The organism is Modestobacter sp. VKM Ac-2978 (assembly GCF_026968025.1).
Classification (GTDB): Bacteria; Actinomycetota; Actinomycetes; order Mycobacteriales; family Geodermatophilaceae; genus Modestobacter.
The window spans coordinates 614,511-637,801 of sequence record NZ_JAPVBP010000002.1 but is presented as its reverse complement, the minus strand read 5'-3'; the positions used below and the strand labels follow the sequence as shown (position 1 = coordinate 637,801).

The 23,291-nt window shown below is 72.3% G+C and carries 16 protein-coding genes and 1 tRNA gene; 10 read left to right on the top strand and 7 right to left on the bottom strand.

Annotated features, from left to right (window positions below):
* Nucleotides 1-147 precede the first annotated feature (147 nt).
* Nucleotides 148-1,008, top strand: coding sequence for a class I SAM-dependent methyltransferase (locus tag O2W53_RS06830; RefSeq protein ID WP_269162249.1), 861 nt, complete (start codon nt 148-150; stop codon nt 1,006-1,008).
* 106 nt (nt 1,009-1,114) lie between these two features.
* On the top strand, nt 1,115-1,681 hold the full coding sequence (locus O2W53_RS06825) for a 2'-5' RNA ligase family protein (protein ID WP_269162248.1): 567 nt from the start codon (nt 1,115-1,117) through the stop codon (nt 1,679-1,681).
* A 64-nt stretch (nt 1,682-1,745) separates the two neighbouring features.
* On the opposite strand, the gene polA is transcribed toward O2W53_RS06825, so the two are convergent.
* Nucleotides 1,746-4,496, bottom strand: coding sequence for a DNA polymerase I (polA, locus tag O2W53_RS06820; RefSeq protein ID WP_269162247.1), 2,751 nt, complete (start codon nt 4,494-4,496; stop codon nt 1,746-1,748).
* Nucleotides 4,497-4,580: 84 nt separating this feature from the next.
* Between polA and O2W53_RS06815 the strand changes: the two genes are divergently transcribed.
* From O2W53_RS06815 to O2W53_RS06790, 6 genes are all read left to right on the top strand, one after another.
* Nucleotides 4,581-4,988 carry a PaaI family thioesterase gene (locus tag O2W53_RS06815; protein WP_036340824.1) on the top strand — a complete coding sequence of 136 codons (408 nt, stop codon included), beginning with the start codon at nt 4,581-4,583 and terminating at the stop codon, nt 4,986-4,988.
* A gap of 193 nt (nt 4,989-5,181) precedes the next feature.
* On the top strand, nt 5,182-6,549 hold the full coding sequence (locus O2W53_RS06810; RefSeq protein WP_269162246.1) for a branched-chain amino acid ABC transporter permease: 1,368 nt from the start codon (nt 5,182-5,184) through the stop codon (nt 6,547-6,549).
* Nucleotides 6,550-6,552: 3 nt separating this feature from the next.
* Nucleotides 6,553-7,551 carry a branched-chain amino acid ABC transporter permease gene (locus O2W53_RS06805; RefSeq protein WP_269162245.1) on the top strand — a complete coding sequence of 333 codons (999 nt, stop codon included), beginning with the start codon at nt 6,553-6,555 and terminating at the stop codon, nt 7,549-7,551.
* On the top strand, nt 7,541-8,584 hold the full coding sequence (locus tag O2W53_RS06800) for an ABC transporter ATP-binding protein (RefSeq protein WP_269162244.1): 1,044 nt from the start codon (nt 7,541-7,543) through the stop codon (nt 8,582-8,584). The genes O2W53_RS06805 and O2W53_RS06800 overlap by 11 nt, the downstream gene beginning before the upstream one ends.
* Complete coding sequence (locus O2W53_RS06795; protein WP_269162243.1) at nt 8,581-9,468, top strand: ABC transporter ATP-binding protein; 888 nt, start codon at nt 8,581-8,583, stop codon at nt 9,466-9,468. Before O2W53_RS06800 ends, O2W53_RS06795 begins: the two co-directional genes overlap by 4 nt.
* Before the next feature lie 96 nt (nt 9,469-9,564).
* Nucleotides 9,565-9,981, top strand: coding sequence for a DUF1772 domain-containing protein (locus tag O2W53_RS06790; RefSeq protein ID WP_269162242.1), 417 nt, complete (start codon nt 9,565-9,567; stop codon nt 9,979-9,981).
* 118 nt (nt 9,982-10,099) lie between these two features.
* Here O2W53_RS06790 and O2W53_RS06785 read toward each other — a convergent pair whose 3' ends face one another.
* Both O2W53_RS06785 and O2W53_RS06780 read right to left on the bottom strand, forming a co-directional pair.
* A complete protein-coding gene (locus O2W53_RS06785; protein WP_269162241.1) occupies nt 10,100-11,428 on the bottom strand; it encodes an ABC transporter substrate-binding protein in 1,329 nt (442 codons plus the stop codon).
* Between the two features lie 225 nt (nt 11,429-11,653).
* Nucleotides 11,654-12,274, bottom strand: a complete 621-nt coding sequence (locus O2W53_RS06780; RefSeq protein WP_269162240.1) for an ANTAR domain-containing response regulator — start codon at nt 12,272-12,274, stop codon at nt 11,654-11,656.
* A gap of 68 nt (nt 12,275-12,342) precedes the next feature.
* Between O2W53_RS06780 and O2W53_RS06775 the strand changes: the two genes are divergently transcribed.
* Both O2W53_RS06775 and O2W53_RS06770 read left to right on the top strand, forming a co-directional pair.
* Nucleotides 12,343-12,416: transfer RNA gene (locus O2W53_RS06775), tRNA-Leu, on the top strand.
* 179 nt (nt 12,417-12,595) lie between these two features.
* A complete protein-coding gene (locus O2W53_RS06770) occupies nt 12,596-14,461 on the top strand; it encodes a pyridoxal-dependent decarboxylase (protein WP_269162239.1) in 1,866 nt (621 codons plus the stop codon).
* An 84-nt stretch (nt 14,462-14,545) separates the two neighbouring features.
* Here O2W53_RS06770 and O2W53_RS06765 read toward each other — a convergent pair whose 3' ends face one another.
* The 4 genes from O2W53_RS06765 to gltB all read right to left on the bottom strand — a co-directional run bounded on the left by O2W53_RS06765 (nt 14,546) and on the right by gltB (nt 23,131).
* A complete protein-coding gene (locus O2W53_RS06765; RefSeq protein ID WP_269162238.1) occupies nt 14,546-15,433 on the bottom strand; it encodes an acyl-CoA thioesterase in 888 nt (295 codons plus the stop codon).
* On the bottom strand, nt 15,430-16,845 hold the full coding sequence (gene pyk, locus O2W53_RS06760; RefSeq protein WP_269162237.1) for a pyruvate kinase: 1,416 nt from the start codon (nt 16,843-16,845) through the stop codon (nt 15,430-15,432). The genes O2W53_RS06765 and pyk overlap by 4 nt, the downstream gene beginning before the upstream one ends.
* 108 nt (nt 16,846-16,953) lie before the next feature.
* The gene (locus O2W53_RS06755) at nt 16,954-18,438 is read right to left on the bottom strand and encodes a glutamate synthase subunit beta (RefSeq protein WP_269162236.1); all 1,485 of its coding nucleotides are present in this window, start codon (nt 18,436-18,438) and stop codon (nt 16,954-16,956) included.
* A complete protein-coding gene (gltB, locus tag O2W53_RS06750) occupies nt 18,431-23,131 on the bottom strand; it encodes a glutamate synthase large subunit (protein ID WP_269162235.1) in 4,701 nt (1,566 codons plus the stop codon). The genes O2W53_RS06755 and gltB overlap by 8 nt, the downstream gene beginning before the upstream one ends.
* Nucleotides 23,132-23,291 lie beyond the last annotated feature (160 nt).

Sequence of the window (23,291 nt, the reverse complement as noted above, 5' to 3'; positions counted from 1 at the left end):
GCCATGCCGACCCCCGTACAGGAGGGTCAACACCACAGACCTCTGGCGTACTCCCCATCGTACGGACCTGGCGAGAGCCCGGTCCACCAGGGGGCGAGCCCGGCCGGCGGGGCCACCGGCCGGACGGCGTGTCACCATCGGCGCGTCATGGACAGCACCCCGGCACGACCCCCTGCTGCGCTCCTGCCGCTGGCCGAGGACGGCTACCCGGCAGCAGGAGGCGTGACGCGCCGGCCGGCCGGACCGGCCGAGTCCGCCAGGGCGAACCGGGGCTGGTGGGACGCCGCCGCGCCGGCCTACCTCGCCGAGCACGGCAGCGATCTCGGCGACGCCGACTTCCTCTGGTGCCCCGAGGGGCTGCGGGAGGCCGACGCGCACCTGCTCGGCGATGTCGCCGGGCGACGGGTGCTGGAGATCGGCTGCGGCTCGGCTCCCTGCTCCCGCTGGCTGCGCACGGCCGGTGCCGCACCGGTGGCACTGGACGTCTCCGGGGGCATGCTCGCCCGCGCGGCGGAGCTGAACCGGTCCACCGGCATCCCCGTCCCCCTGCTGCAGGCCGACGCCGGGGCGCTCCCCCTCGCCGACGCGAGCGTGGACCTGGCCTGCTCGGCCTTCGGCGGTCTCCCGTTCGTCGCCGATGCCACGGCGGTGCTGCGCGAGGTCGCCCGCGTGCTGCGGCCGGGCGGGCGACTGGTCGCCTCGGTGAACCACCCGATGCGGTGGCCGATGCCGGACTCCCCCGACCCGGCCGACCTGCGCGTCGTCTCCTCCTACTTCGACCGCGCGCCGTACGTGGAGACCGATGAGGCCGGGGCCACCGTCTACGTGGAGCACCACCGCACGATCGGCGACTGGGTACGGGCGGTCGTCGGTGCCGAGTTCGTGCTCAGCGACCTCATCGAGCCGGAGTGGACGCCCGGCCGCACCGAGACCTGGGGGCAGTGGTCCCCGGAACGGGGCGCGCTGATGCCGGGGACGCTCGTCCTGGTCTGCGACCTGCCCGGCTGAGCGGCTGGACCGGCCGCCGACCTGCCGGACGGCGTCCGGACCTGCAAGGCTGTCCGGCGACGCCGGGTCCGCCCGGGGCACCGGACCGGAACGAGGGAGCCGCGCGGTGGACCAGACAGCACATACCGTCCTGGGCGATGCGACCGAGAGCGCCGTGGTGCTGCTCGTCCCGGACGCCGAGCCGCTGGTCGACGCACACCGCCAGCAGTTCGACGTCTCCGCGTCGTGGGGGATCCCGGCGCACCTGGCGGTCATCTACCCCTTCGTCACACCCCGCCAGGTGGACGACGCCCTGCTGACCGGTCTGGCCGAGCTCCTCGCCACCGAGCCCGCCTTCGACTGCACGTTCACCAGGACCGCGTGGTTCGGCGAGGAGATGCTCTACCTGGTCCCCGAGCCCGAGGAGCCCTTCCGCCGGCTGACCCGGCGGGTGGCCGAGGCCTACCCCGACCACCCGCCGTTCCGAGGGGCGCACGGCGAGCCGGTGCCGCACCTGAGCATCGGGCAACGTCGCCAGGGCGACCTGGCCGGCCTCGAGCAGGCCCAGAAGGTGCTGTGCGAGGCGATGCCGCTGCGGACCCGCATCGACACCGCCGCCTTCTACGCCGGCACCCGGGAGCCGGGCTCCTGGCACCAGGTCGCCACCTTCCCCCTGGGCCGCCCCACCAGCTGACCGGCCCCGCCCGTGGCCCCGATGCGGGGGGCCGCACCGAGCCTGCGAGACGTGGGGTCCTCCGTCAGTGGGCGGCGTCGTCCCAGCTGGTGCCGAAGCCGACGGAGACCTCCAGCGGCACCGACAGCTGCGCCGCGCCGGCCATCTCCCGGCGCACCAGGGCCTCGAGGGTCTCCCGCTCCCCCGGCGCCACCTCGAGCACGAGCTCGTCATGGACCTGCAGCAACATCCGTGAGCTCAGGCCCTCGGCCGCGATGGCCCGCTCCACGTTCAGCATCGCCACCTTGATGACGTCGGCGGCCGACCCCTGGATCGGGGCGTTGAGCGCCATCCGCTCGGCCATCTCCCGGCGCTGCCGGTTGTCGCTGGTCAGGTCGGGCAGGTAGCGGCGGCGGCCCAGGGTCGTCTCGGTGTAGCCGGTCTGCCGGGCGTCGTCCACGACCCCGTCGAGGTAGTCCCGGATGCCGCCGAAGCGCTCGAAGTAGGCGTGCATCTGCCCGCGTGCCTCCTCCGGGGTGATCCGCAGCTGCTGGGACAGCCCGTAGGCGCTCAACCCGTAGGCCAGGCCGTAGCTCATCGCCTTGATCCGCCGGCGCATCTCCGGGTCGACCTGCTCGATCGGGATGTCGAACGCCCGCGAGGCGACGAAGGAGTGCAGGTCCTCCCCGGAGGTGAACGCCTCGATCAGGCCGGCGTCCTCGGACAGGTGGGCCATGATCCGCATCTCGATCTGGCTGTAGTCGGCGGTCATCAGCGACTCGTAGCCGGCGCCGACGACGAAGGCCTGCCGGATCCGGCGCCCCTCGGCGCTGCGGATGGGGATGTTCTGCAGGTTCGGGTCGGTCGAGGAGAGCCGGCCGGTCGCCGCGATCGTCTGCTGGTAGGTGGTGTGCACCCGCCCCACCTCGTCGACCATCGGGATCAACCCGTCGATGACGGTGCGCAGCCGGGTGACGTCCCGGTGCCGCAGCAGGTGCTCGAGGAACGGGTGACCGGTGGAGGCCAGCAGCGAGGTCAGGGCCTCGGCGTCGGTGGTGTAGCCGGTCTTGTTCTTCTTCGTCTTGGGCAGGCCGAGCTCGTCGAAGAGGACCGCCTGCAGCTGCTTGGGCGAGCCGAGGTTGATCTCCTTGCCGATGACCGCGTAGGCCTCGTCCGCCGCCTCGGTGACCGCGGCGGCGAACTCGCGCTGCAGTTCGCGCAGGGAGTCCAGGTCCGCGGCGATGCCCCGGTGCTCCATGGCGGCGAGCACCCGGGTCAGCGGCAGCTCGATGTCCCCGAGCAGCTGGTCACCGCCCTTCTGCCCGAGCACCTGCTCCAGGGCGTCGGACAGGTCGTTGACCGCCACCGCCTTGAGGACGTCGGCGTGTGCGGCGGCCGCGGCGACGTCCTCCTCCGAGGGCCCGAGCCCGTCGAGGGTCAGCTGGCCCTCCGGCTCCGCGGCGTCCTTGAGCTCGCGACGCAGGTAGCGCACCGCCAGGTCGCCGAGGTCGAACGACCGCTGCCCGGGGTTGACCAGGTAGGCCGCGAGCGCGGTGTCGCTGACCATGCCCTGCAGGTCCCAGCCACGGCTCCAGATCGCCAGCAGCGGGCCCTTGACCTCGTGCACGACCTTGGGGGTCGCCGGGTCGGCCAGCCAGCCGGCCAGTGCCTGCTCGTCGGCGGTGTCGAGGTCGGGACCCAGGTCGACGAAGGTGGCGTGGTCGTCGGCGGCGGCCAGCGCGAGGCCGGTGAGCTCGCCGACACCGCGGCCCCAGGTGCCCCGGAAGACGACCCCGGTGTGCCCGGTGCGCGCGTGCGCGGCCAGCCACCCGGCCAGCTCACCCGGGGCCAGCCGGTCGGCGGTCACCTCGAAACCGCCGTCGACCTCCGGCTCCGGGGTGGCGAGAGTGGCGAAGAGCCGGTCGCGCAGCACCCGGAACTGCAGGTTGTCGAAGAGGGTGTGCACCTCGTTTCGGTCCCAGGGCTGGACGGCCAGGTCCTGCGGCCCGACCTCGAGCGGCACGGCGCGGTCGAGCTCGGTGAGCCGGCGGTTCTGCAGCACCGAGGAGAGGTGCTCCCGCAGCTTCTCCCCGACCTTGCCCTTGACCGTGTCGACCTGGTCGACCAGTGCGTCCAGCGAGCCGTACTCACGCACCCACTTCGCGGCGGTCTTCTCCCCCACGCTCGGGATGTTGGGCAGGTTGTCGCTCGGGTCGCCCCGCAGTGCGGCGAAGTCGGGGTACTGGGTGGGCGTGAGGCCGTACTTGGCCTCCACCTCCTCCGGCGTGAACCGGGTCAGGTCCGACACGCCCTTGCGCGGGTACAGCACCGTCACGTGCTCGTTGACCAGCTGCAGTGCGTCCCGGTCGCCGGTGCAGATCAGCACGTCCATGCCCTGCTCGACCGCCTGCACGGTGAGGGTGGCGATGACGTCGTCGGCCTCGTAGTTCTCCGCGGTGATCACCGGCACGTGCAGCGCACCGAGGACCTCCTGCACCAGGCTCACCTGGCCGCGGAAGTCGGTCGGGCTCTCGGCGCGGTTCGCCTTGTACTCGGCGTAGATCTCGCTGCGGAAGGTCTTCCGGCTCACGTCGAAGGCCACCGCGAGGTGGCTGGGCTGCTCGTCGCGCAGCACGTTGATCAGCATCGACGTGAAGCCGTAGACGGCGTTCGTCGGCTGCCCGGTGGTGGTCGAGAAGTTCTCCACCGGGAGGGCGAAGAAGGCCCGGTACGCCAACGAGTGGCCGTCGAGCAGCAGCAGCCGCGGACGGGCCACGGGGGCCGGGTCGGAGGCGGACACTGTGCTGCTGGCTGGGGTGCTCACCGGTGCGGACATCGCCGACGATCCTAGGGGCGTCCACCGACGGTCCGGACCGGTGCACGAGCCGACCAGGCACCTCCCGGTGGCTACGGTGCGCGGATGACCACCGCGCGTCCGGACTGGCTGCCGTCCGACACCCAGGGACCCCTGGACGACAAGCTCGGGATCCAGATCACCGACTACACCCCCGACCGGCTGGTGGCGACCATGCCGGTCGCCGGCAACGAACAGCCCTTCGGCCTGCTGCACGGAGGAGCCACCTGCGCTCTGGCCGAGAGCATCGGGTCGTGGGCGGCGATGCTGCACGCCGGACCGGGCGGCACGGTGGTCGGCATCGAGCTGAACGCCAGCTACCTGCGGGCGGCCACCTCCGGCCTGGTCACCGCGGTCTGCACGCCGGTCCGGCGTGGCCGCACGCTGGCCACCTTCCTGATCTCGGTGAGCGACGAGGCCGGCCGGCCGACGGCCAGCGCACGGCTCACCTGCCTGATCCGCCCCGCGCGGTGAACCCGGAGCGGGCCTGCCCCGCCCCCGGTCCAGCCGGCGCTGGGCCGCGCGCACGGGCGACACGTCGCCCCCGGACTACCGGCGAGTAGCACATCGGCGTGTCGCAGAAGGGTCACAGTGTGTCCCAGCAGGTCGATCCCCGTAACGGGGGTGGGTTACTGTCCCGCCTCACATCCAACGGCTGGGAGGTCGAGTGACGCACGCGCCCCACCGTGCCGCGAGGTACGGGGAACGCAGCTCCACCCGGGAGGACCGGTCAGCATCCCGGCGGAGCACGCGCCGGTGGCGCAGCGCCCGCCGTCCGCTGGTCCTTGCCCTGCTCGTCGCCGCCTTCGGGATGGCCTTCGCCACCCTGGTGCCCGGCGTCGCCTCCGCGGTGGAGGCGGGCGAGCAGGTGCGCGGCACCCTGCAGACCAGCCTGAGCGGCCCGATCGAGGGCGTCACCGTCGAGGTGGCCACGCCGGACGGCGAGACCGTGGACACGGTCCAGACCGGCGAGGACGGCCGCTGGGAGGTCGACCTGCCGGGTCCCGGCCAGTACGTCGTGAGCGTCGACGCCGACGACCTGCCGGAGGGCGTGGAGGTCAACGGCGAGCCCAGCCGCACCGTCACCGTCGACTCCGGGCGCGCCCAGCCGGTCAACATCGGCCTGAACGACGGCAGTCGCAACGACGGGGGCGGCACCATCCGCGCCGTCCAGCTGTTCGTCGACGGCCTGCGGTTCGGGCTCCTGATCGCCATGGCAGCGGTCGGCCTGTCGCTGATCTACGGCACCACCGGGCTGACCAACTTCGCGCACGGCGAGCTGGTCACCATCGGCGCCGTCGCGGCCTGGTACATCAACGTGCAGGGCGGGGTGCCGCTGATCCCCGCCGCGTTGCTGGCGATGGTGGTCGGCGGGGTCGTCGGCGCTCTCAACGAGCTGGCCATCTGGCGGCCCCTGCGACGCCGCGGCACCGGGCTCATCGCGGCGCTGGTCGTCTCGATCGGCCTGTCCCTGGCGCTGCGCTACAGCTACCAGATCTTCTACGGCGGGTTCTCCAACCCCTACGCCGACTACCAGGGCCAGCGGGCGAAGAGCTACGGCCCGTTCACCCTGCAGGACCGGGACGTCGCCTCGATCGTCATCGCGGTCGTCGTGCTGGTGCTGGTGGCGCTCATGCTGCAGCGCACCAAGATCGGCAAGGCGATGCGGGCGGTGTCGGACAACCGGGACCTGGCGGCGTCCTCCGGGATCGACGTCAACCGGGTGGTCCTGTTCGTGTGGGTGCTCGGCGGCGCGCTCGCCGCACTCGGCGGGGTGCTCCTCGGCCTCTCCGACCAGGTCCAGTGGGACATGGGCTTCCGACTGCTGCTGCTGATGTTCGCCGGGGTCACCCTCGGTGGGCTCGGGACCGCCTACGGCGCCCTGCTCGGCAGCCTCATCGTCGGTGTCTTCGTGCAGATGTCCACCCTCGTCATCCCGAATGACATGAAGTACGTCGGAGGGCTGCTCCTCTTGATCGTCATCCTCGTCGTCCGTCCCCAGGGCATCCTGGGCAGCCGCGCCAGGATCGGCTGACCGATGGCCGACCTCCTCAACGCGTTCGCGATCGCGGGCAAGGCGTTCTTCGGGTTCCAGGCGATCTTCTTCGCCCTGCTCGCCATCGGCATCAACGTGCACTTCGGGTACACGGGGCTGCTCAACTTCGGTCAGATCGCCTTCGCCATGCTCGGCGGTTTCGGCATCGCCATCTCGGTGAGCCAGTGGGGGCTGCCCTTCTGGGTCGGCGTCCTCGTCGGGGTGCTCGCCGCCGTCGTGCTCGCCCTGCTGCTGGGCCTGCCCACGCTGCGGCTGCGCGCCGACTACCTCGCGATCGTCACCATCGCCACGGCCGAGGGGCTGAGGCTGGTCTTCCGATCGGTCTCCGCCACCCCGGTCACCGGTGGCACCCGGGGCCTGTCGGCGTTCAACCGCGACTTCATCGCGCTGGCCCCCTGGGACACCGGCCGCCGGTACGACCTGATCGGCACCACCTGGAGCGGCAGCGAGCTCTGGGTCGTCACCATCGGGTGGATCCTGGTCGCACTGTGCTCGCTGCTGGTCTGGGCGCTCATGCGCTCTCCGTGGGGCCGCGTGGTCAAGGCCATCCGGGAGGACGAGGACGCCGTCCGCTCCCTGGGCAAGAACGTCTACGCCTACAAGATGCAGGCCCTGGTCCTGGGCGGGATCTTCGGCGCCTTCGGCGGCATGGTCTACGCCGTCGGCACCGGTTCGGCCATCCCCGACCAGTACCAGAACGCCAACACGTTCCTGGCCTACGCGGCGCTGATCCTCGGTGGCGCCGCACGGGTGCTCGGCCCTGTCATCGGGTCCATGCTGCTGCTGTTCATCCTGCAGTTCGCCGACACCGGGCTGCGCTCCCTGATCGCCAACGGGATCATCCCCGCGGAGCTGCTCTCCTCCACCGACGTCGCGCAGCTGCGCTACGTGCTGGTCGGGGTCGGGCTCATGCTGTTGTTGGTGTTCCGGCCCCAGGGCATCTTCGGTGACCGACGAGAGGTGATGCTCGATGCCCGCTGACCCCGCTCCCCACGGCGCGCACGCCGCACGGTCCGAGGAGGCCACGGTCCCGGCCAGCGGCGCCGCCCCGGCCGGCGCCACGCGCGCCCAGCCCCAGCGGGTGGCCCAGGCAGCCCTCCGGGACGTCCCCTGGGAGGTCGGCGTCGCCAAGCCCGACCCGGCGATCGTCGTCGACCACGTCACCCGCACGTTCGGTGGCCTGACCGCGGTGTCGGTCGACCACCTGGAGATCCAGCGCGGCGGGATCACCGGGCTGATCGGCCCCAACGGTGCCGGGAAGACGACGCTGTTCAACCTGCTCACCGGGTTCGACCAGCCCAACACCGGCACCTGGTCGTTCAACGGCCGCGACCTGGGCAAGCTCAGCCCGCACCAGGTCGCCCGGCTCGGCGTCGTCCGCACCTTCCAGCTGACCAAGGCGCTGTCCCGGCTCACCGTGCTGCAGAACATGCTGCTCGGCGCCCAGGGGCAGCGCGGGGAGAGCTTCCTCCGTGCCCTGGTGCCCGGCACCTGGAAGGCGCAGGAGAAGGCCAACACCGAGCGGGCGATGGACCTCCTCCGGCGGTTCAAGCTCGACGCCAAGAAGGACGACTTCGCCGGCAGCCTGTCCGGCGGCCAGCGCAAGCTGCTGGAGATGGCCCGCGCGCTCATGAGCGAGCCGCAGGTGGTGATGCTCGACGAGCCGATGGCCGGGGTGAACCCGGCGCTGACCCAGAGCCTGCTCGGCCACGTCAAGGACCTCCGCGAGGAGGGCATGACGGTCATCTTCGTCGAGCACGACATGGACGTCGTGCGGGACATCAGCGACTGGGTCGTCGTCATGGCCGCCGGCAAGGTCATCGCCGAGGGCGCACCGGACTCCATCAGCCAGAACAAGGCCGTCGTCGACGCCTACCTCGGCGCGCACCACGACGCCCCGCTGTCCGAGGAGGAGGAGGACCGCTTCCTCGCCGAGGACCAGGCGGCCGAACGTGCCCGGCGCGAGGACGTCATCAGCTCCGACCGGGGCCGCAAGAGGAGGACAGGACGATGAGCACCGCCGACGTACCAGGTCCGCCGGAGGACCGCAGGTTCTCGGTCCCGGAGTCCGAGCAGGACCGGCCGGTCGCCGAGGACCCGGGCCCCGCCACCGCGGCGGCCATGTCGCCCGCGGAGAAGGCAGCCACCCGGGAGGAGCACCTGCGGCTCGCCGAGGGTGCACTGGTCCGCGCCGACGACCTGGTGGCGGGCTACGTGCCCGGGGTCAACATCCTCAACGGCTGCGACTTCTACCTCGCCGACGGCGAGCTCGTCGGGATCATCGGCCCCAACGGCGCCGGCAAGTCCACGCTGCTCAAGGCGTTGTTCGGGCTGATCCCGGTCCGGTCCGGCGCGGTGACGCTCCGCGGGGAGGACATCACGTCGGCCCCGGCCCACCGGCTGGTCTCCCTGGGCGTCGGCTACGTACCGCAGAACAACAACGTGTTCCCCTCGCTCACCATCGAGGAGAACATGCAGATGGGCGTCTACCTGCGTCCGAAGTCGTTCAAGGAGCGCTTCGACTACGTCGCCGACCTGTTCCCGCTCCTCGGTGACCGGCGGAAGGGCAAGGCCGGCGCCCTCTCCGGTGGCGAGCGACAGATGGTGGCCATGGGCCGCGCACTCATGATGGACCCCTCCGTGCTGCTGCTGGACGAGCCCTCCGCGGGCCTCTCCCCGGTGCTGCAGGACGAGGTGTTCATCCGCTGCCGGCGGATCAACGCCACCGGCGTCTCGATCATCATGGTCGAGCAGAACGCCCGGCGGTGCCTGCAGATCTGCCACCGTGGCTACGTGCTCGACCAGGGCCGCAACGCCTACACCGACACGGGTAAGTCGCTGATGAACGACCCGAAGGTCATCGAGCTCTACCTGGGGACCCTCGCCAAGGCCCAGTGACGCCACGGCGACGGTGACACCACGACGACGGCCGGTCTCCCCTGGGAGGCCGGCCGTCGTCGTCCCCGGCGCAGCCGGTCCGGGCAGACTCACCGGGTGCTCCTCCTCGCCCACCTGATCGCGGTCAGCGCGTACGCCGGCTTCCAGTGGACCGTCCGGGTGCTGGTCTACCCGCAGTTCGACCAGGTGCCCGCGGCAGCCTTCCCGGGCTACGAGCGCGCGCACCAGCGCCGGGCCAGCAGGGTGGTCGGCCCCCTCTTCGCCGCACAGCTGCTGACCAGCAGCTGGCTGGTCGTCGACCGGCCGGACGGCACGCCCCTGGGCCTGGCCCTCGCCGCGGCCGCGCTCGTCGCCCTCGTCCTGCTGGTGACCGCCGTGGGGGCCGTCCCGCTGCACCGCCGCCTGGACGCCGGCTGGGACGCCGTCGTGCACCGTCGGCTGCTCCGGGTGGACTCCCTACGGGCGGGCCTGGCGACCGCAGCTGTCGGTGTGGCCGCGCTCCTCGTCGGTTGAGGCACACCCCACCGGCCCGCACACAGCACTGCGGCCCGGCACCTGGGGGGTGCCGGGCCGCAGCCTGGAATGGTGGAACCGATCAGCGCTGCACGATCACAGCGCCTGGGGCCTCAGCTCAGCGCTGGGGCCCGATGCCCTGGGCGTTGAGGCCCTGGATGATCCGCGAGGACTCCTCGAACCCGATGACGACGACGGCGTCGGGGTTGAAGTCGACCATCTGCTGCACCTCGGAGTCGAAGTTCGCAGCCTGCGGGTCGTAGGTGACGTAGTTGATGCTGTCCTCGGACAGACCGCCGGCGATCAGGTTGTCCCGGGTGTTCTCGGCCAGACCGGTGCCGTACGGGTCGTTGATCGCCAGGATGCCGACGGTGTTGTTGCCGTCCTCGGCGATCAGGTCGGCCAGCGCGCGGGCCTGCAGCGTGTCCGGGGGTGCGGTGCGGAAGTACAGCCCGTTGTCGTCGTACTCGGTGAACTGGTCGGAGGTGTTCGCCGGCGAGATCTGCAGGACACCGGCACCGGTGATGGTGTCGATGACCGTGAGGCTCACGCCGGACGAAGCGGCACCGACGATGGCGTCGACGTTGGACTGCAGCAGCCGGTCGACGGTCTGGGTCGCGGTGTCGGTCGAGGCGTCACCGGAGTCACCCTCGACGAGCTGCACCGGCTGGCCGAGCACGCCACCGGCCTCGTTGACCTCGTTGATCGCCAGCTGGGCGCCGGCGACCTCGGGCGGGCCGAGGAAGGCCAGGTTCCCGGTCAGCGGCAGCAGGGTGCCGATCACCAGCGGGTCACCCGTGGCGCCCGCCGGCGCGTAGGCCGGGCCCTCGTCGGTGGCGGCGTTGGCCTCGTCGCCGGCGATGACGAAGTCGGTCGCCGCGTCGTCGAGGGCGTTGTCCTCGCCGAACTGCAGGATCCCGAAGCTGGCCTGGGCCGGCTCCCCTGCCTCGGCGAAGCTCAGCGGGCCGCTGACGCCGTCGTAGTCGACGTTGCCGCCGGCGTTGATGATCTCCACGCAGGCGGAGAAGCTGTCGCAGGCCTCGCCACCGAAGGTGAGCCCGTTGAGGTAGGGCGCGAACACCGTGGCGTCGCTGCTGCCGGCGGCCTGGGCCGCGAGCGCGGTCAGGATGACGGCGTCATAGGTCTCACCGGCGTAGTTGTAGTCCTGCAGGTCCGGGTCGACCGCCAGCAGCCGGTCCGTGAAGTCGCCGGACAGCTCGGTCAGCGGCGTCGTGCCGCGCATCCCGGCGAGCGCACCCTCGTCGGAGAAGTCCTCACCGAGGGCGTTGCCCATGTTGCCGTCGGTGCCGTAGACGTTGACCTGCTTCTCGCCGCTCGCGCCGTCATCGGTGGTGCCGCCGCCCTCGTCGCTGCCGCCACAGGCGGTCAGCGCGAGGAGGGCAGCACCGGAGAGGGCGGTCGCGCGGGCAAACGTGCCTGTGCGCATCAAGGAACTCCCAGTGAGGTGTGTTCTCCACGCTCCCCGACAGGCCTCATCGCCTGTCGGGGAGCCGATCAGTGCGGAGAACCTAACTGCCGGTCGGACGCGCCGGACCACCCTCGACTGCACCGTGATGAGGTCGTGACCTGCACGTTGCGCAGTCGCCACGCGCTCGGCGGGCGCGACACACCGCCGCAACGCGCCGGGGACGGGGTGCCCCGGCGCCGCCGGTCAGGAGCCGGCGGGAGAGGTCGGGCTGCTGTCCCCGGTCGGCTGGGCGTCGGTCTCCAGGATCACCTGGGCCAGGGCCTTCATCGAGGTGCGCTCGTTCATCGCCGTGCGCTGGATCCAGCGGAACGCCTCGGCCTCGGTCATGCCCCGTTCGGACATGAGCCGCCCCTTCGCCTGCTCGACGACCTTGCGGGCCTCCAGGCGCTCCTTGAGGTCACTCACCTCGGCGTCCAGCGCGTGCATCTCCTGGAAGCGGCCCACCGCCACCTCGATCGCGGGCACCAGGTCGTTCTTGGAGAACGGCTTGACCAGGTAGGCCATCGCACCGGCGTCGCGGGCGCGCTCGACGAGCTCCCGCTGGCTGAACGCGGTCAGCACGATCACCGGCGCGATGCGCGCAGCAGCGATCTGCTCGGCCGCGGCCAGGCCGTCGAGGACGGGCATCTGGACGTCGAGGACGACGAGGTCGGGGCGCAGCAGCTTCGCCTGCTCGACGGCAGCCTGGCCGTCGCCGACTTCAGCGACGACGACGTAGCCCTCCTCCTCCAGCATCTCCTTGAGGTCGAGGCGGATGAGGGCCTCGTCCTCAGCGATGAGGACCCGGGTCGGTGCGTTGGTCACCCGGTGATCCTATCGGCCGCAGCGGGTCACACCTCGCCCGATACGCTGCTGGTCACCCGGTTGAGCTGGCCCCCGTACCCCAATCGGCAGAGGGAGCGGATTCAAAACCCGCGCAGTGTGCGTTCGAGTCGCACCGGGGGCACCGAAGGACCAGTACGAACTGCAGCGAGTCACAACCCGCGCAGTGTGCGTTCGAGTCGCACCGGGGGCACCGAAGGACCAGTACGAACGGGCACCCCACGAGGTGGCAGCACGGGCCCGGGACACCAACACCGGTGAGGCCGCCGGATCGTCCTCGGTCGCGCCGCCTATGTTGGCCCCGTGACCGGCCACATGACCCCTGAGGAGTTCCGCCAGCACGGCCACGAGGTCGTCGACTGGATCGCCGACTACTGGGCGGGCATCGCCGAGCACCCGGTCCGGTCGCGGGTCTCCCCCGGCGACGTCCGGGCCATGCTGCCGGCGAGCGCGCCCGAGCAGGGCGAGCCGGTCTCCGCCGTGCTGGCCGACCTGGAGCGCGTCGTGCTGCCCGGGGTGACGCACTGGCAGCACCCCGGCTTCTTCGGCTACTTCCCGGCCAACACCTCCGGTCCCTCGGTGCTCGGCGACCTGCTCTCCGCCGGCCTCGGCGTGCAGGGCATGTCCTGGGTGACCAGCCCGGCCGCGACCGAGCTCGAGCAGCACGTCATGGACTGGTTCGCCGACCTGCTGGGCCTGCCGGGGTCCTTCCTGTCCACCGGCACCGGTGGCGGCGTGGTGCAGGACTCCAGCTCCGGCGCCAACCTGGTCGCGCTGCTGGCGGCGCTGCACCGGGCGAGCAAGGGCGCGACGCTGCGCCAGGGGGTCCGCCCGGACGAGTACACCGTCTACGTCTCCGCCGAGACGCACAGCTCGATGGAGAAGGCCGCCCGGATCGCCGGGCTGGGCACCGACTCGATCCGGGTGGTCGAGGTCGACGCCGAGCTGGCGATGAGCCCTCGGGCGCTCGAGCAGCGGCTGGAGCGTGACGTGGCCCGCGGGTTCGTCCCGGTGCTGGTCTGCGCCACGGTCGGGACGACGTCGACCACCGCGATCGACCCGCTGGCCGCGCTGGGCCCGATCTGCCAGCGCTTCGGGGTGTGGCTGCACGTGGACGCCGCCTACGCCGGGGTCAGCGCCGTCGTCCCGGAGCTGCGTGCGCTGCAGGCCGGCGTCGAGTGGGCCGACAGCTACACGACCGACGCACACAAGTGGCTGCTCACCGGGTTCGACGCGACGCTGTTCTGGGTGGCCGACCGGGCCGCGCTCACCGGCGCCCTGTCGATCCTGCCCGAGTACCTGCGCAACGCCGCCACCGACACCGGTGCCGTGGTCGACTACCGGGATTGGCAGATCGAGCTGGGCCGCCGCTTCCGGGCGATGAAGCTGTGGTTCGTGGTCCGCTGGTACGGCGCCGAGGGGCTGCGGGAGCACATCCGCGACCACGTCGCGCTGGCGCAGGAGCTGGCCGGCTGGGCCCGGGCCGACGACCGGTTCGACGTCGTCGCCCCCCACCCGCTGTCCCTGGTCTGCCTGCAGCCGCGCTGGGCGCGCGGCGTGGACGCCGACGTCGCCACCATGACCCTGCTGGACCGGCTCAACGACGGCGGTGAGGTCTTCCTGACGCACACCACCGTGGCCGGCCGAGCAGTGCTGCGGGTGGCCATCGGCGCTCCGGCGACCACGCGGGCGCACGTCGAGCGGCTGTGGACGCTGCTGCAGGAGGGCCACGACTGGCTGGCCAACGACTTCGCCGAACAGCAGGCCGAGCAGCGGGCCCGTGAGGTGGCCGAGCGCCAGGCCGCCGCCGAGCACGCCGCCGCCGAGGCGGCCGCGGCGGAGCAGGCAGCAGCCGAGGCAGCCGCGGCAGCGGAGGCGGCCGCGGCTGAGCAGGCCGCAGCTGAGCAGGCGGACGCGGCTGCCGGAGCAGACCCGGCGGCCCCGGCGACCGAGCCGAGCACCGAGCGCGCGGCACAGGGCGCGCCCGGCACCCCGGACGCCGAGCCCGCGACCGCGGAGACCGCGGAGATCGAGACGGCGGGGACCCCGGACGCCGGGACGCCCACCGTGGAGACCCCCGCGGCAGGCGACGAGACGGCCACCCAGGCGGGCGCACAGGCCGGCCTGGACGTCCCGGCCCCGGCGGATCCGGAGCACCCCGCCCGCTGACCCGGCAGCCGTCGTGCGCTCAGCGGGGTGATCGGAGACCGGTCACCCCGCTGAGCGCACGACCGCGCGCCTGCGGTCGCGGGGTCAGCCCAGGGAGCGGATCAGGCCCTCCTGGGCGACGGTGGCCACGTGCGTGCCGTCGGCGGCCCAGATCTGCCCGAAGCACAGGGCGCGGCCACTCGCGGCCGCCGGGCTGTCGGTCTCGTAGAGGAACCACTCGTCGGCGCGCACCGGCCGGTGGAACCAGACGGCGTGGTCGAGGCTGGCCCCCACGATCGACCCGCCCCAGCCACCACCGGTGCGGGCCAACCCGGCCGAGAGCAGGGTCAGGTCGCTGACGAAGGTCAGCGCGGCCGCGTGCACGGCGTCGTCGTCGGGGAGCCGGCCGGCCACCCGGAACCAGACCCGGAAGGCGGTGTCCGGTGGCAGCCGCGGCTGCGGGTCGAACGGGTCGGCGAGGTACCGCTGCTCCACCGCCCGCCCGATCGCCGCGGACGCCGCCCCCTGCCCGGGGTGCGCCGCGGTGACCTCGGCGAGCCCGGGCAGCCCCTCCGGACCGGGCACCTCCGGCATCGGCAGGGAGTGCTCGACCACGGCCCGCTCCCCGGCGGTGAAGTCCGCGGTCAGCGCGAAGATCGCGACGTCCTCGCCCTTGCGCGTCTGCCGGGCCACCACCCGCCGGGTGCTGAACGAGCGACCCTCGCGGATGCGGTCGACCTCGTAGCGGATCTCCTCGTGCGGGTCACCGGGGCGGAGGAAGTACGAGTGCAGCGAGTGCACCACCCGCCCCGGCCCCACCGTCGCGTTCGCGGCGGTCAGGGCCTGCGCGGCGACCTGACCACCGAAGATCCGCTGCAACGGGGTGCTGGGGGTCTGGCCGACGTAGACGTCCGGGCCCCGTTCCTCCAGGTCCAGGACGACCATCAGCTCCGCGGCCGGGGTCTCCCCCGGCTGCGCGACCCCGGCCGTCACGCCTCGGTCCCCACCTCGTGCACCCGCACCAGGTTCGTGGAGCCGGCGGTGTTCGGCGGGCTGCCGGCGACGATGACGACCTTGTCGCCCTCCTTCAGCCGGCCGATGGACAGCAGCGAGAAGTCGACCTGACCGACCATGTCGTCGGTGTGGGTGACCTCGGGCACGAGGAAGGTCTCCACGCCCCAGGACAGCGCCAGCCGGCTGCGCACCGCCGGGTCGGTGGTGAAGGCGAGGATCGGCAGCCGGGTGTGCAGCGCGGCGAGGATGTGTGCGGTCTTCCCGGTCAGCGTGAAGGCGGCCAGCGCGGCGACGTCGAGCGCCTCACCGATGTCCTTGGCGGCCCGCACGATCGCCCCGGAGCGCTGGCGCGGCGGGACGAGGAGCTCGGGCACCCGCACGGCGTCGGACTCGACCGCGTCGATGATCCGCTCCATCGTCTTGACCGCGACGACGGGGAACTTCCCCACCGAGGTCTCCCCCGACAGCATGACCGCGTCCGCGCCGTCCAGGACGGCGTTGGCGACGTCGGAGGCCTCGGCCCGGGTGGGCCGGGAGGCGCTGATCATCGACTCGAGCATCTGGGTGGCGACGATGACCGGCTTGTTCCGCTCGCGGGCGACCTGCACCGCGCGCTTCTGCACCAGCGGCACCTGCTCCAGCGGCAGCTCCACGCCCAGGTCGCCGCGGGCCACCATGACGCCGTCGAAGGCCTCGACGATCGCCTCGAGGTTCTCGACCGCCTCCGGCTTCTCCAGCTTGGCGATCACCGGCACCTCGATGTCCTCCTGGCGCATGATCTCGCGCACCAGCTCGACGTCCCGGGCGTGCCGCACGAAGGACAGCGCGATGAAGTCGACGCCGAGGGAGAGCGCGAAGCGCAGGTCCTCGGCGTCCTTCTCCGACAGCGCCGGGACGCTGACGGCGACGCCGGGCAGGGACAGGCCCTTGTTGTTGGAGACCTGGCCGCCCTCGAGCACCAGGCACCACACGTCGGGGCCGTCGACCTCGACCACGGTCAGCGCGAGCTTGCCGTCGTCGACCAGGAGCCGGTCACCGACCCGCACGTCGTTGGCGAGGTCCTTGTAGGTGGTGGAGACCCGCTCGGCGGTGCCCGCCACGTCCTCGACGGTCACGCAGACCCGGCTGCCGGTCGCCCAGGTGACCGGGCCGTCGGCGAAGGTGCCGAGGCGGATCTTGGGACCCTGCAGGTCGGCCAGGATGGCGACGGCGCGACCGACCTTGTCGGAGGCCTCGCGCACGAGCCGGTAGGCCGTCTCGTGGTCGGCGTGCTTCCCGTGGCTGAAGTTGAGGCGGGCGACGTCCATGCCGGCCTCGACGAGGGCGGTGATCTGGTCCAGGGAACCGGTCGCCGGGCCCAGCGTGCAGACGATCTTCGCGCGACGAGACATGAGGCAAAACTAGTCGCCCCTCGGGCGGACACAGCGGACCGGGTCCGTCGTGTCCCCCCGAGGGGCAGCAGTCGTCAGGGACGTCTCATCCCGCCGACGACCAGCGGTTCAGCGCAGTGGGACGGCGTCCGGGGTGACCGGTCGGGGCAGCATCGAGTTGCCGGTCAGCCAGGTGTCGACGGCGGCGGCCGCGGCGCGCCCCTCGGCGATGGCCCAGACGATCAGCGACTGCCCGCGGCCCATGTCCCCGGCCACGAACACCCCGGGGACGCTGGACATGTACTCGTCGTCCCGGGCGACCCGGCCCCGCTCGTCGACGCCGCAGCCCAGCTCCTCGACCAGGCCCGTGGTCTCCGGGCCGGTGTAGCCCAGCGCCAGCAGGACCAGGTCGGCCGGCAGCTCCTGGGTGCTTCCGGGCTTGGGCCGGCGCTGGCCGTCGACGACCTCGATCTCCACGACCTCGATCGCCCGGACCCGGCCCTGCTCGTCACCGAGGAACGCCTCGGTGTTGACGGCGAACAGCCGCTCGCCGCCCTCCTCGTGCGCCGGGGAGACGCGCAGGATCATCTCGTAGGTCGGCCAGGGGTTGTCCTCGGGCCGGGTGCCCGACGGCGCCGGCTTGTAGTCCAGCTGGGCCACCGAGGCCGCGCCCTGACGGTGCGCGGTACCCAGGCAGTCCGCGCCGGTGTCGCCGCCGCCGATGATGACCACGTGCTTGCCCTTGGCCGACAGCGGCGGGTCGTCGAGCTCACCGAGCGCCTGGCGGTTGCCGTGCGGCAGGTACTCCATGGCGAAGTGCACGCCGTCGAGCTCCCGGCCCGGCAGCGGCAGGTCACGCGCCACCGGGGTGCCGATCGCCAGCACGACGGCGTCGTGCTCGGCGCGCAGCTGCTCGGTGGTCAGGCTGCCCGCACTGCCGCCGACGGTGACGTCGGTGACGAACCGGGTGCCCTCGGCGCGCATCTGGTCCAGCCGCCGGTCCAGGTGGCGCTTCTCCATCTTGAACTCGGGGATGCCGTAGCGGATCAGCCCGCCGATCCGGTCGTCCCGCTCGTAGACGGTCACCTGGTGCCCGGCGCGGGTGAGCTGCTGGGCGGCGGCCAGCCCGGCCGGCCCGGACCCGATGACGGCGACCTTCCTGCCGCTGAGCTCCGCCGGCGGCTGCGGGGTGACCCAGCCGTTGACGAACGCCTGGTCGATGATCTCCCACTCGATCTGCTTGATCGTGACCGGCGCGTTCTCCAGGTTGAGCACGCAGGCCGACTCGCACGGCGCGGGGCACAGCTTCCCGGTGAACTCGGGGAAGTTGTTCGTCGCGTGCAGCCGCTCGATCGCCTCCTGCCAGTCGTCCCGGCGAGCGAGGTCGTTCCACTCCGGGATCAGGTTGCCCAGCGGGCAGCCGTGGTGGCAGAAGGGGATGCCGCAGTCCATGCAGCGCGCCGCCTGCTCACGGACCGCCCGCACCGGGAAGACGGCGTCCTCACCCGTGTCCCGGGTCAGGTACACCTCCTTCCAGTCCAGCAGGCGCAGGTCGACCGGCCGCCTCGGCGGCAGTTCGCGGTCGAACCTCAGGAACCCGGTGCTGTCAACCACGAGCTGCCTCCATCACGGCTCGGTCCACGTCGTACCCCGCGGCCTCGGCGGCCCGCCGGGCCTCCATGGCACGCCGGTAGTCACGCGGCATGATCACGCTGAAACGCCCCGACCAACGACCCCAGTCGGCCAGCAGGCTGGTCGCGACGGCCGAGTCGGTGGCCTCGCGGTAGCGCTCGAGGACGTCGCGCAGCCAGGCGGAGCCCTGCCCGTCCAGCGCCTCGACGTCCACCATCTCGGTGTTGACCCGGTGCCGGGCCAGGTCGAGCACGTACCCGATCCCGCCGGACATGCCCGCGGCGATGTTGCGCCCGGTCGGCCCGAGGATGATCGCGGTGCCGCCGGTCATGTACTCCAGGGCGTGGTCACCGACGCCCTCGACGACGGCCAGCGCCCCGGAGTTGCGGACGCAGAACCGCTCCCCCACCCGGCCGCGGAGGAAGACCTCGCCGGCCGTGGCGCCGTAGCCGATCACGTTGCCGGCAATGACGTTGTCCTCGGCGGGGAAGCTCGCCTCCGGCGCCGGGCGGACGACGATCCGACCACCGGACAGCCCCTTGCCGACGTAGTCGTTGGCGTCGCCGACCAGGGTCATGGTGATCCCGCGCGGCAGGAACGCCCCGAAGGACTGACCCGCGGACCCGGTGAAGGTCAGGTCGATCGTGCCGTCGGGCAGGCCCTCGCCGCCGAACCGCCGGGTGACCATCGAGCCCAGCATGGTGCCGACGGTGCGGTTGACGTTGCGCACCGGCAGCTCGAGGTGCACCGGTCGGGCGTCGAGCAGCGCGCCCTCGCACAGCTGGATCAGCGTCTGGTCCAGCGCGACGTCCAGCCCGTGGTCCTGGTCGCGGACCTTGCGCCGCGGCGTGCCCTCGGGCAGCTCCGGCACGGCCAGGATCGGCCGCAGGTCCAGCCCCGAGGCCTTCCAGTGGTCGATCGCCGGCGCGACGTCGAGCAGCTCGGCGTGGCCGACGGCCTCGTCGATGGAGCGGAAGCCCAGCTCGGCGAGGTACCCGCGCACCTGCTCGGCCAGGAACTCGAAGTAGGTCACCACGAACTCGGGCTTGCCGGTGAACCGCTTGCGCAGCTCCGGGTTCTGCGTGGCGATGCCGACCGGGCAGGTGTCCAGGTGGCAGACCCGCATCATCACGCAGCCCTCGACCACCAGCGGTGCGGTGGCGAAGCCGAACTCCTCGGCGCCGAGCAGGGCCGCGACGATGACGTCCCGGCCGGTCTTCATCTGCCCGTCGACCTGCACCACGATCCGGTCGCGCAGCCCGTTGGCCAACAGCGTCTGCTGGGTCTCGGCCAGGCCGATCTCCCAGGGGATGCCGGCGTGCTTGAGCGAGGTCAGCGGCGCCGCACCGGTGCCGCCGTCGAAGCCGGAGACCAGGACGACGTCGGCCTTGGCCTTGCTGACCCCGGCCGCGACCGTGCCGATCCCGGACTCCGCGACCAGCTTGACGTGCACCCGCGCCTCGTTGTTCGCGTTCTTGAGGTCGTGGATGAGCTGCTTGAGGTCCTCGATCGAGTAGATGTCGTGGTGCGGCGGCGGGCTGATCAGGCCGACGCCGGGCGTGGAGTGCCGGGTACGGGCCACCCACGGGTAGACCTTGCTGCCCGGCAGCTGACCGCCCTCACCGGGCTTGGCGCCCTGGGCCATCTTGATCTGGATGTCGTCGGCGTTGACCAGGTACTCGCTGGTGACGCCGAACCGTCCGCTGGCGACCTGCTTGATCGAGGAGCGGCGCAGGTCACCGTTGGGGTCGGCGGTGAAGCGGTCGGGGTCCTCGCCACCCTCGCCGGTGTTGGACCTGCCCCCCAGCCGGTTCATCGCGATCGCCAGGGTCTCGTGCGCCTCGGCGGAGATGGAGCCGTAGCTCATCGCGCCGGTCTGGAACCGCTTGACGATCTCGCTGATCGGCTCCACCTCCTCCAGCGGGACGGCGGGCCGGTCACCGGTCTTGAGGGTGAACAGGCCGCGCAGCGTCGCCGCCTCGGCGGACAGCCCGTCGACGGTGTCGGTGTAGCGCTGGAAGACGTCGTACTGCCGGGACCGGGTGGCGTGCTGGAGCAGGAACACCGTCTCGGGGTTGAACAGGTGCACCTCGCCCTCGCGGCGCCACTGGTACTCCCCGCCGGTCTCCAGCCGCCGGTGCGCCGTCTCGGTCGGGTTGCTCGGGTAGGCGCGGCGGTGCCGCATCACCACCTCTTCGGCGAGCACGTCGAGCCCGACGCCGTCCAGCGTGGCCGACGTCCCGGTGAAGTACTCGTCGACGACGGCCTTGGACAGGCCGACCGTCTCGAAGATCTGGGCCATCGTGTAGGAGCCGACGGTGCTGATGCCCATCTTGCTCATCACCTTCAGCACGCCCTTGCCCATGGCCTTGACCACGTTGCGGACGGCCTGCGCGGGCTGGACGCCGGTGAGCGTGCCGGTGCGGATCAGGTCCTCGACGCTCTCGAACGCCAGGTAGGGGTTCACCGCGGCCGCGCCGTAGCCCAACAGCAGCGCGACGTGGTGCACCTCGCGGCAGTCGCCGGACTCGACGACCAGGCCGACCTGCATGCGGGTGCGCTCGCGCACCAGGTGGTGGTGGACGGCGGCGGTCATCAGCAGCGACGGGATCGGGGCGCGCTTCTCGTCGCAGTCCCGGTCGGAGAGCACGATGACCCGGGCGCCGGCCGCGATCGCCTTGCTGACCTTGGTGCGCAGGTCCTTGACCGCCTGGGCCAGCGCCTCGCCCCCGCCGGCGACGTCGAAGTGGCCGGTGATCCGGACGGCGGCGAAACCGGGCAGGTCGCCGTCGTCGTCGATGTGCAGGATCTTGGCCAGCTCGTCGTTGTCGATGACCGGGTAGGGCAGGAACAGCTGCCGGCAGGAGGCCGGGGTGGCGTCGAGCAGGTTCTGCTCGGGGCCGAAGGTCCGCCCCAGGCTGGTGACCAGCTCCTCGCGGATGGCGTCCAACGGCGGGTTGGTGACCTGGGCGAAGAGCTGGGTGAAGTAGTCGTAGAGCTGGCGGGAGCGGTCCGACAGCGACGCGATCGGGGTGTCGGTGCCCATCGAGCCGATCGGCTCGGCGCCGCTGGCGGCCATCGGCTGCACCAGGATGCGCAGCTCCTCCTCGGTGTAGCCGAAGAGCTGCTGCCGACGGACGACGGACTCGTGGCTGGGCCGGGAACGACGCCGCTCGGGCAGCTGCGGGAGGTGCACCTGCCCCGCGTGCAGCCAGTCGTCGTAGGGCTCGGCGGTGGCCAGCGCGCCCTTGACCTCCTCGTCGGAGACGATCCGCCCGGCGGCGGTGTCGACGAGGAACATCCGGCCCGGCTGCAGCCGGCCCTTGGCCACCACGTCGCCGGCCGGGATGTCGAGCACGCCGGCCTCGCTGGCCAGCACGACCAGGTCGTCCTTGGTGCGCCACCAGCGGCCCGGGCGCAGGCCGTTGCGGTCCAGGACCGCGCCGATCAGGCTGCCGTCGGTGAACGCGACACAGGCGGGCCCGTCCCAGGGCTCCATGATCGAGGAGTGGAACCGGTAGAAGGCGCGGCGGGCCGCGTCCATCTCGTCGTGGTTCTCCCACGCCTCCGGGATCATCATCAGCACCGCGTGCGGCAGTGACCGGCCGGACAGGTGCAGCAGCTCGAGCACCTCGTCGAAGGTCGCCGAGTCGCTGAAGTCGCTGGCGGTGACCGGGAAGATGCGCTCCAGCCCGAGCTCGCTGGCCGGGCCGGCCGGACCGTCGAACAGCCCGGTGTCCAGCTTGGCCTCGCGGGCCCGCATCCGGTTCCGGTTGCCCTTGATGGTGTTGATCTCGCCGTTGTGGGCGATGAACCGGAAGGGGTGGGCCAGCGGCCAGCTGGGGAAGGTGTTGGTGGAGAACCGGCTGTGCACCAGCGCGATCGCCGACTCGTACCGCTCGTCGGTCAGGTCGGGGAAGAACGCCGGCAGCTGGTCGGTGGTCAGCATGCCCTTGTAGGTGATCGTCCGGGAGGACAGCGAGGCGATGTAGCAGCTGGTGCCGGCGTCCCGGGCCGCGCGCTCGACTCGCTTGCGGAGCACGAAGGCCCGCCGCTCCAGCCGGGTGACCCCGTGCGGGGCCGCGGTGCCACCGAAGGCGCGCGCGTCGGCCCGGGCACCGATGGTCTCGGCGACGAAGAGCTGGGCGAAGTGCGGCATGACCCGCCGGGCGGTGGGCCCGAGGTCGGCGGCGTCCGGGTCGACCGGCAGCACCCGCCAGCCCAGGACGGTCAGGCCCTCCTCGGCGGCGAGCCCGGCGACGGCGTCGACGACGGAGGCCCGCTCGGTCTCGTCGGCGGGCAGGAAGGCGATGCCGACGGCGTACTCGCCCAACGGCGGCAGGTCGAAGTCGACGCTCTCCCGCAGCAGTCCGTCGGGGACCTGGGTCAGGATCCCGGCCCCGTCACCGGAGTTCGGCTCGGACCCCGCGGCGCCCCGGTGGTCGAGGTTGTGCAGCGCGGTGAGCCCGGCGGCGACGATCGTCCGGGAGCGGCGGCCCCGGGCGTCGGCGACGAAGGCGACGCCACAGGCGTCGTGCTCGTGGGCCGGGTCGTAGAGCCCGGAGGCGGCCGGCAGCGCGGAGAAGGGCACGGCCGGCACGGCTGAGGAAGGCGCGGCCGGCAGGGCTGCGGCCGGGGACGGCGATCCCGCGGAGGGGGCGGCGAGGTCAGACATGTCACTCCCGTCGTCGGCTGGCCGCGGCGCCGGCTCCACCGCCCGGGGGTCCGGGTCGGCGGGTGGCGCTGGTGCGGGGGGTCGCAGACCCCGCCGGGTGGTCAGAGCGGGTGGGGTGGTGCGCGGAGGACCCCGGGGGGTCCGACGAGTGGGGCATCAG

Excerpts from the sequence above, each read along its gene's own strand:
- O2W53_RS06800 (WP_269162244.1), top strand. The coding sequence starts at position 7,541 with ATGCCCGCTGACCCCGCTCCCCACGGCGCGCACGCCGCACGGTCCGAG.
- pyk (WP_269162237.1), bottom strand. The coding sequence starts at position 16,845 with ATGTCTCGTCGCGCGAAGATCGTCTGCACGCTGGGCCCGGCGACCGGT.
- O2W53_RS06830 (WP_269162249.1), top strand. The coding sequence starts at position 148 with ATGGACAGCACCCCGGCACGACCCCCTGCTGCGCTCCTGCCGCTGGCC.
- O2W53_RS06815 (WP_036340824.1), top strand. The coding sequence starts at position 4,581 with ATGACCACCGCGCGTCCGGACTGGCTGCCGTCCGACACCCAGGGACCC.
- O2W53_RS06805 (WP_269162245.1), top strand. The coding sequence starts at position 6,553 with ATGGCCGACCTCCTCAACGCGTTCGCGATCGCGGGCAAGGCGTTCTTC.
- gltB (WP_269162235.1), bottom strand. The coding sequence starts at position 23,131 with ATGTCTGACCTCGCCGCCCCCTCCGCGGGATCGCCGTCCCCGGCCGCA.
- O2W53_RS06795 (WP_269162243.1), top strand. The coding sequence starts at position 8,581 with ATGAGCACCGCCGACGTACCAGGTCCGCCGGAGGACCGCAGGTTCTCG.
- O2W53_RS06785 (WP_269162241.1), bottom strand. The coding sequence starts at position 11,428 with ATGCGCACAGGCACGTTTGCCCGCGCGACCGCCCTCTCCGGTGCTGCC.
- polA (WP_269162247.1), bottom strand. The coding sequence starts at position 4,496 with ATGTCCGCACCGGTGAGCACCCCAGCCAGCAGCACAGTGTCCGCCTCC.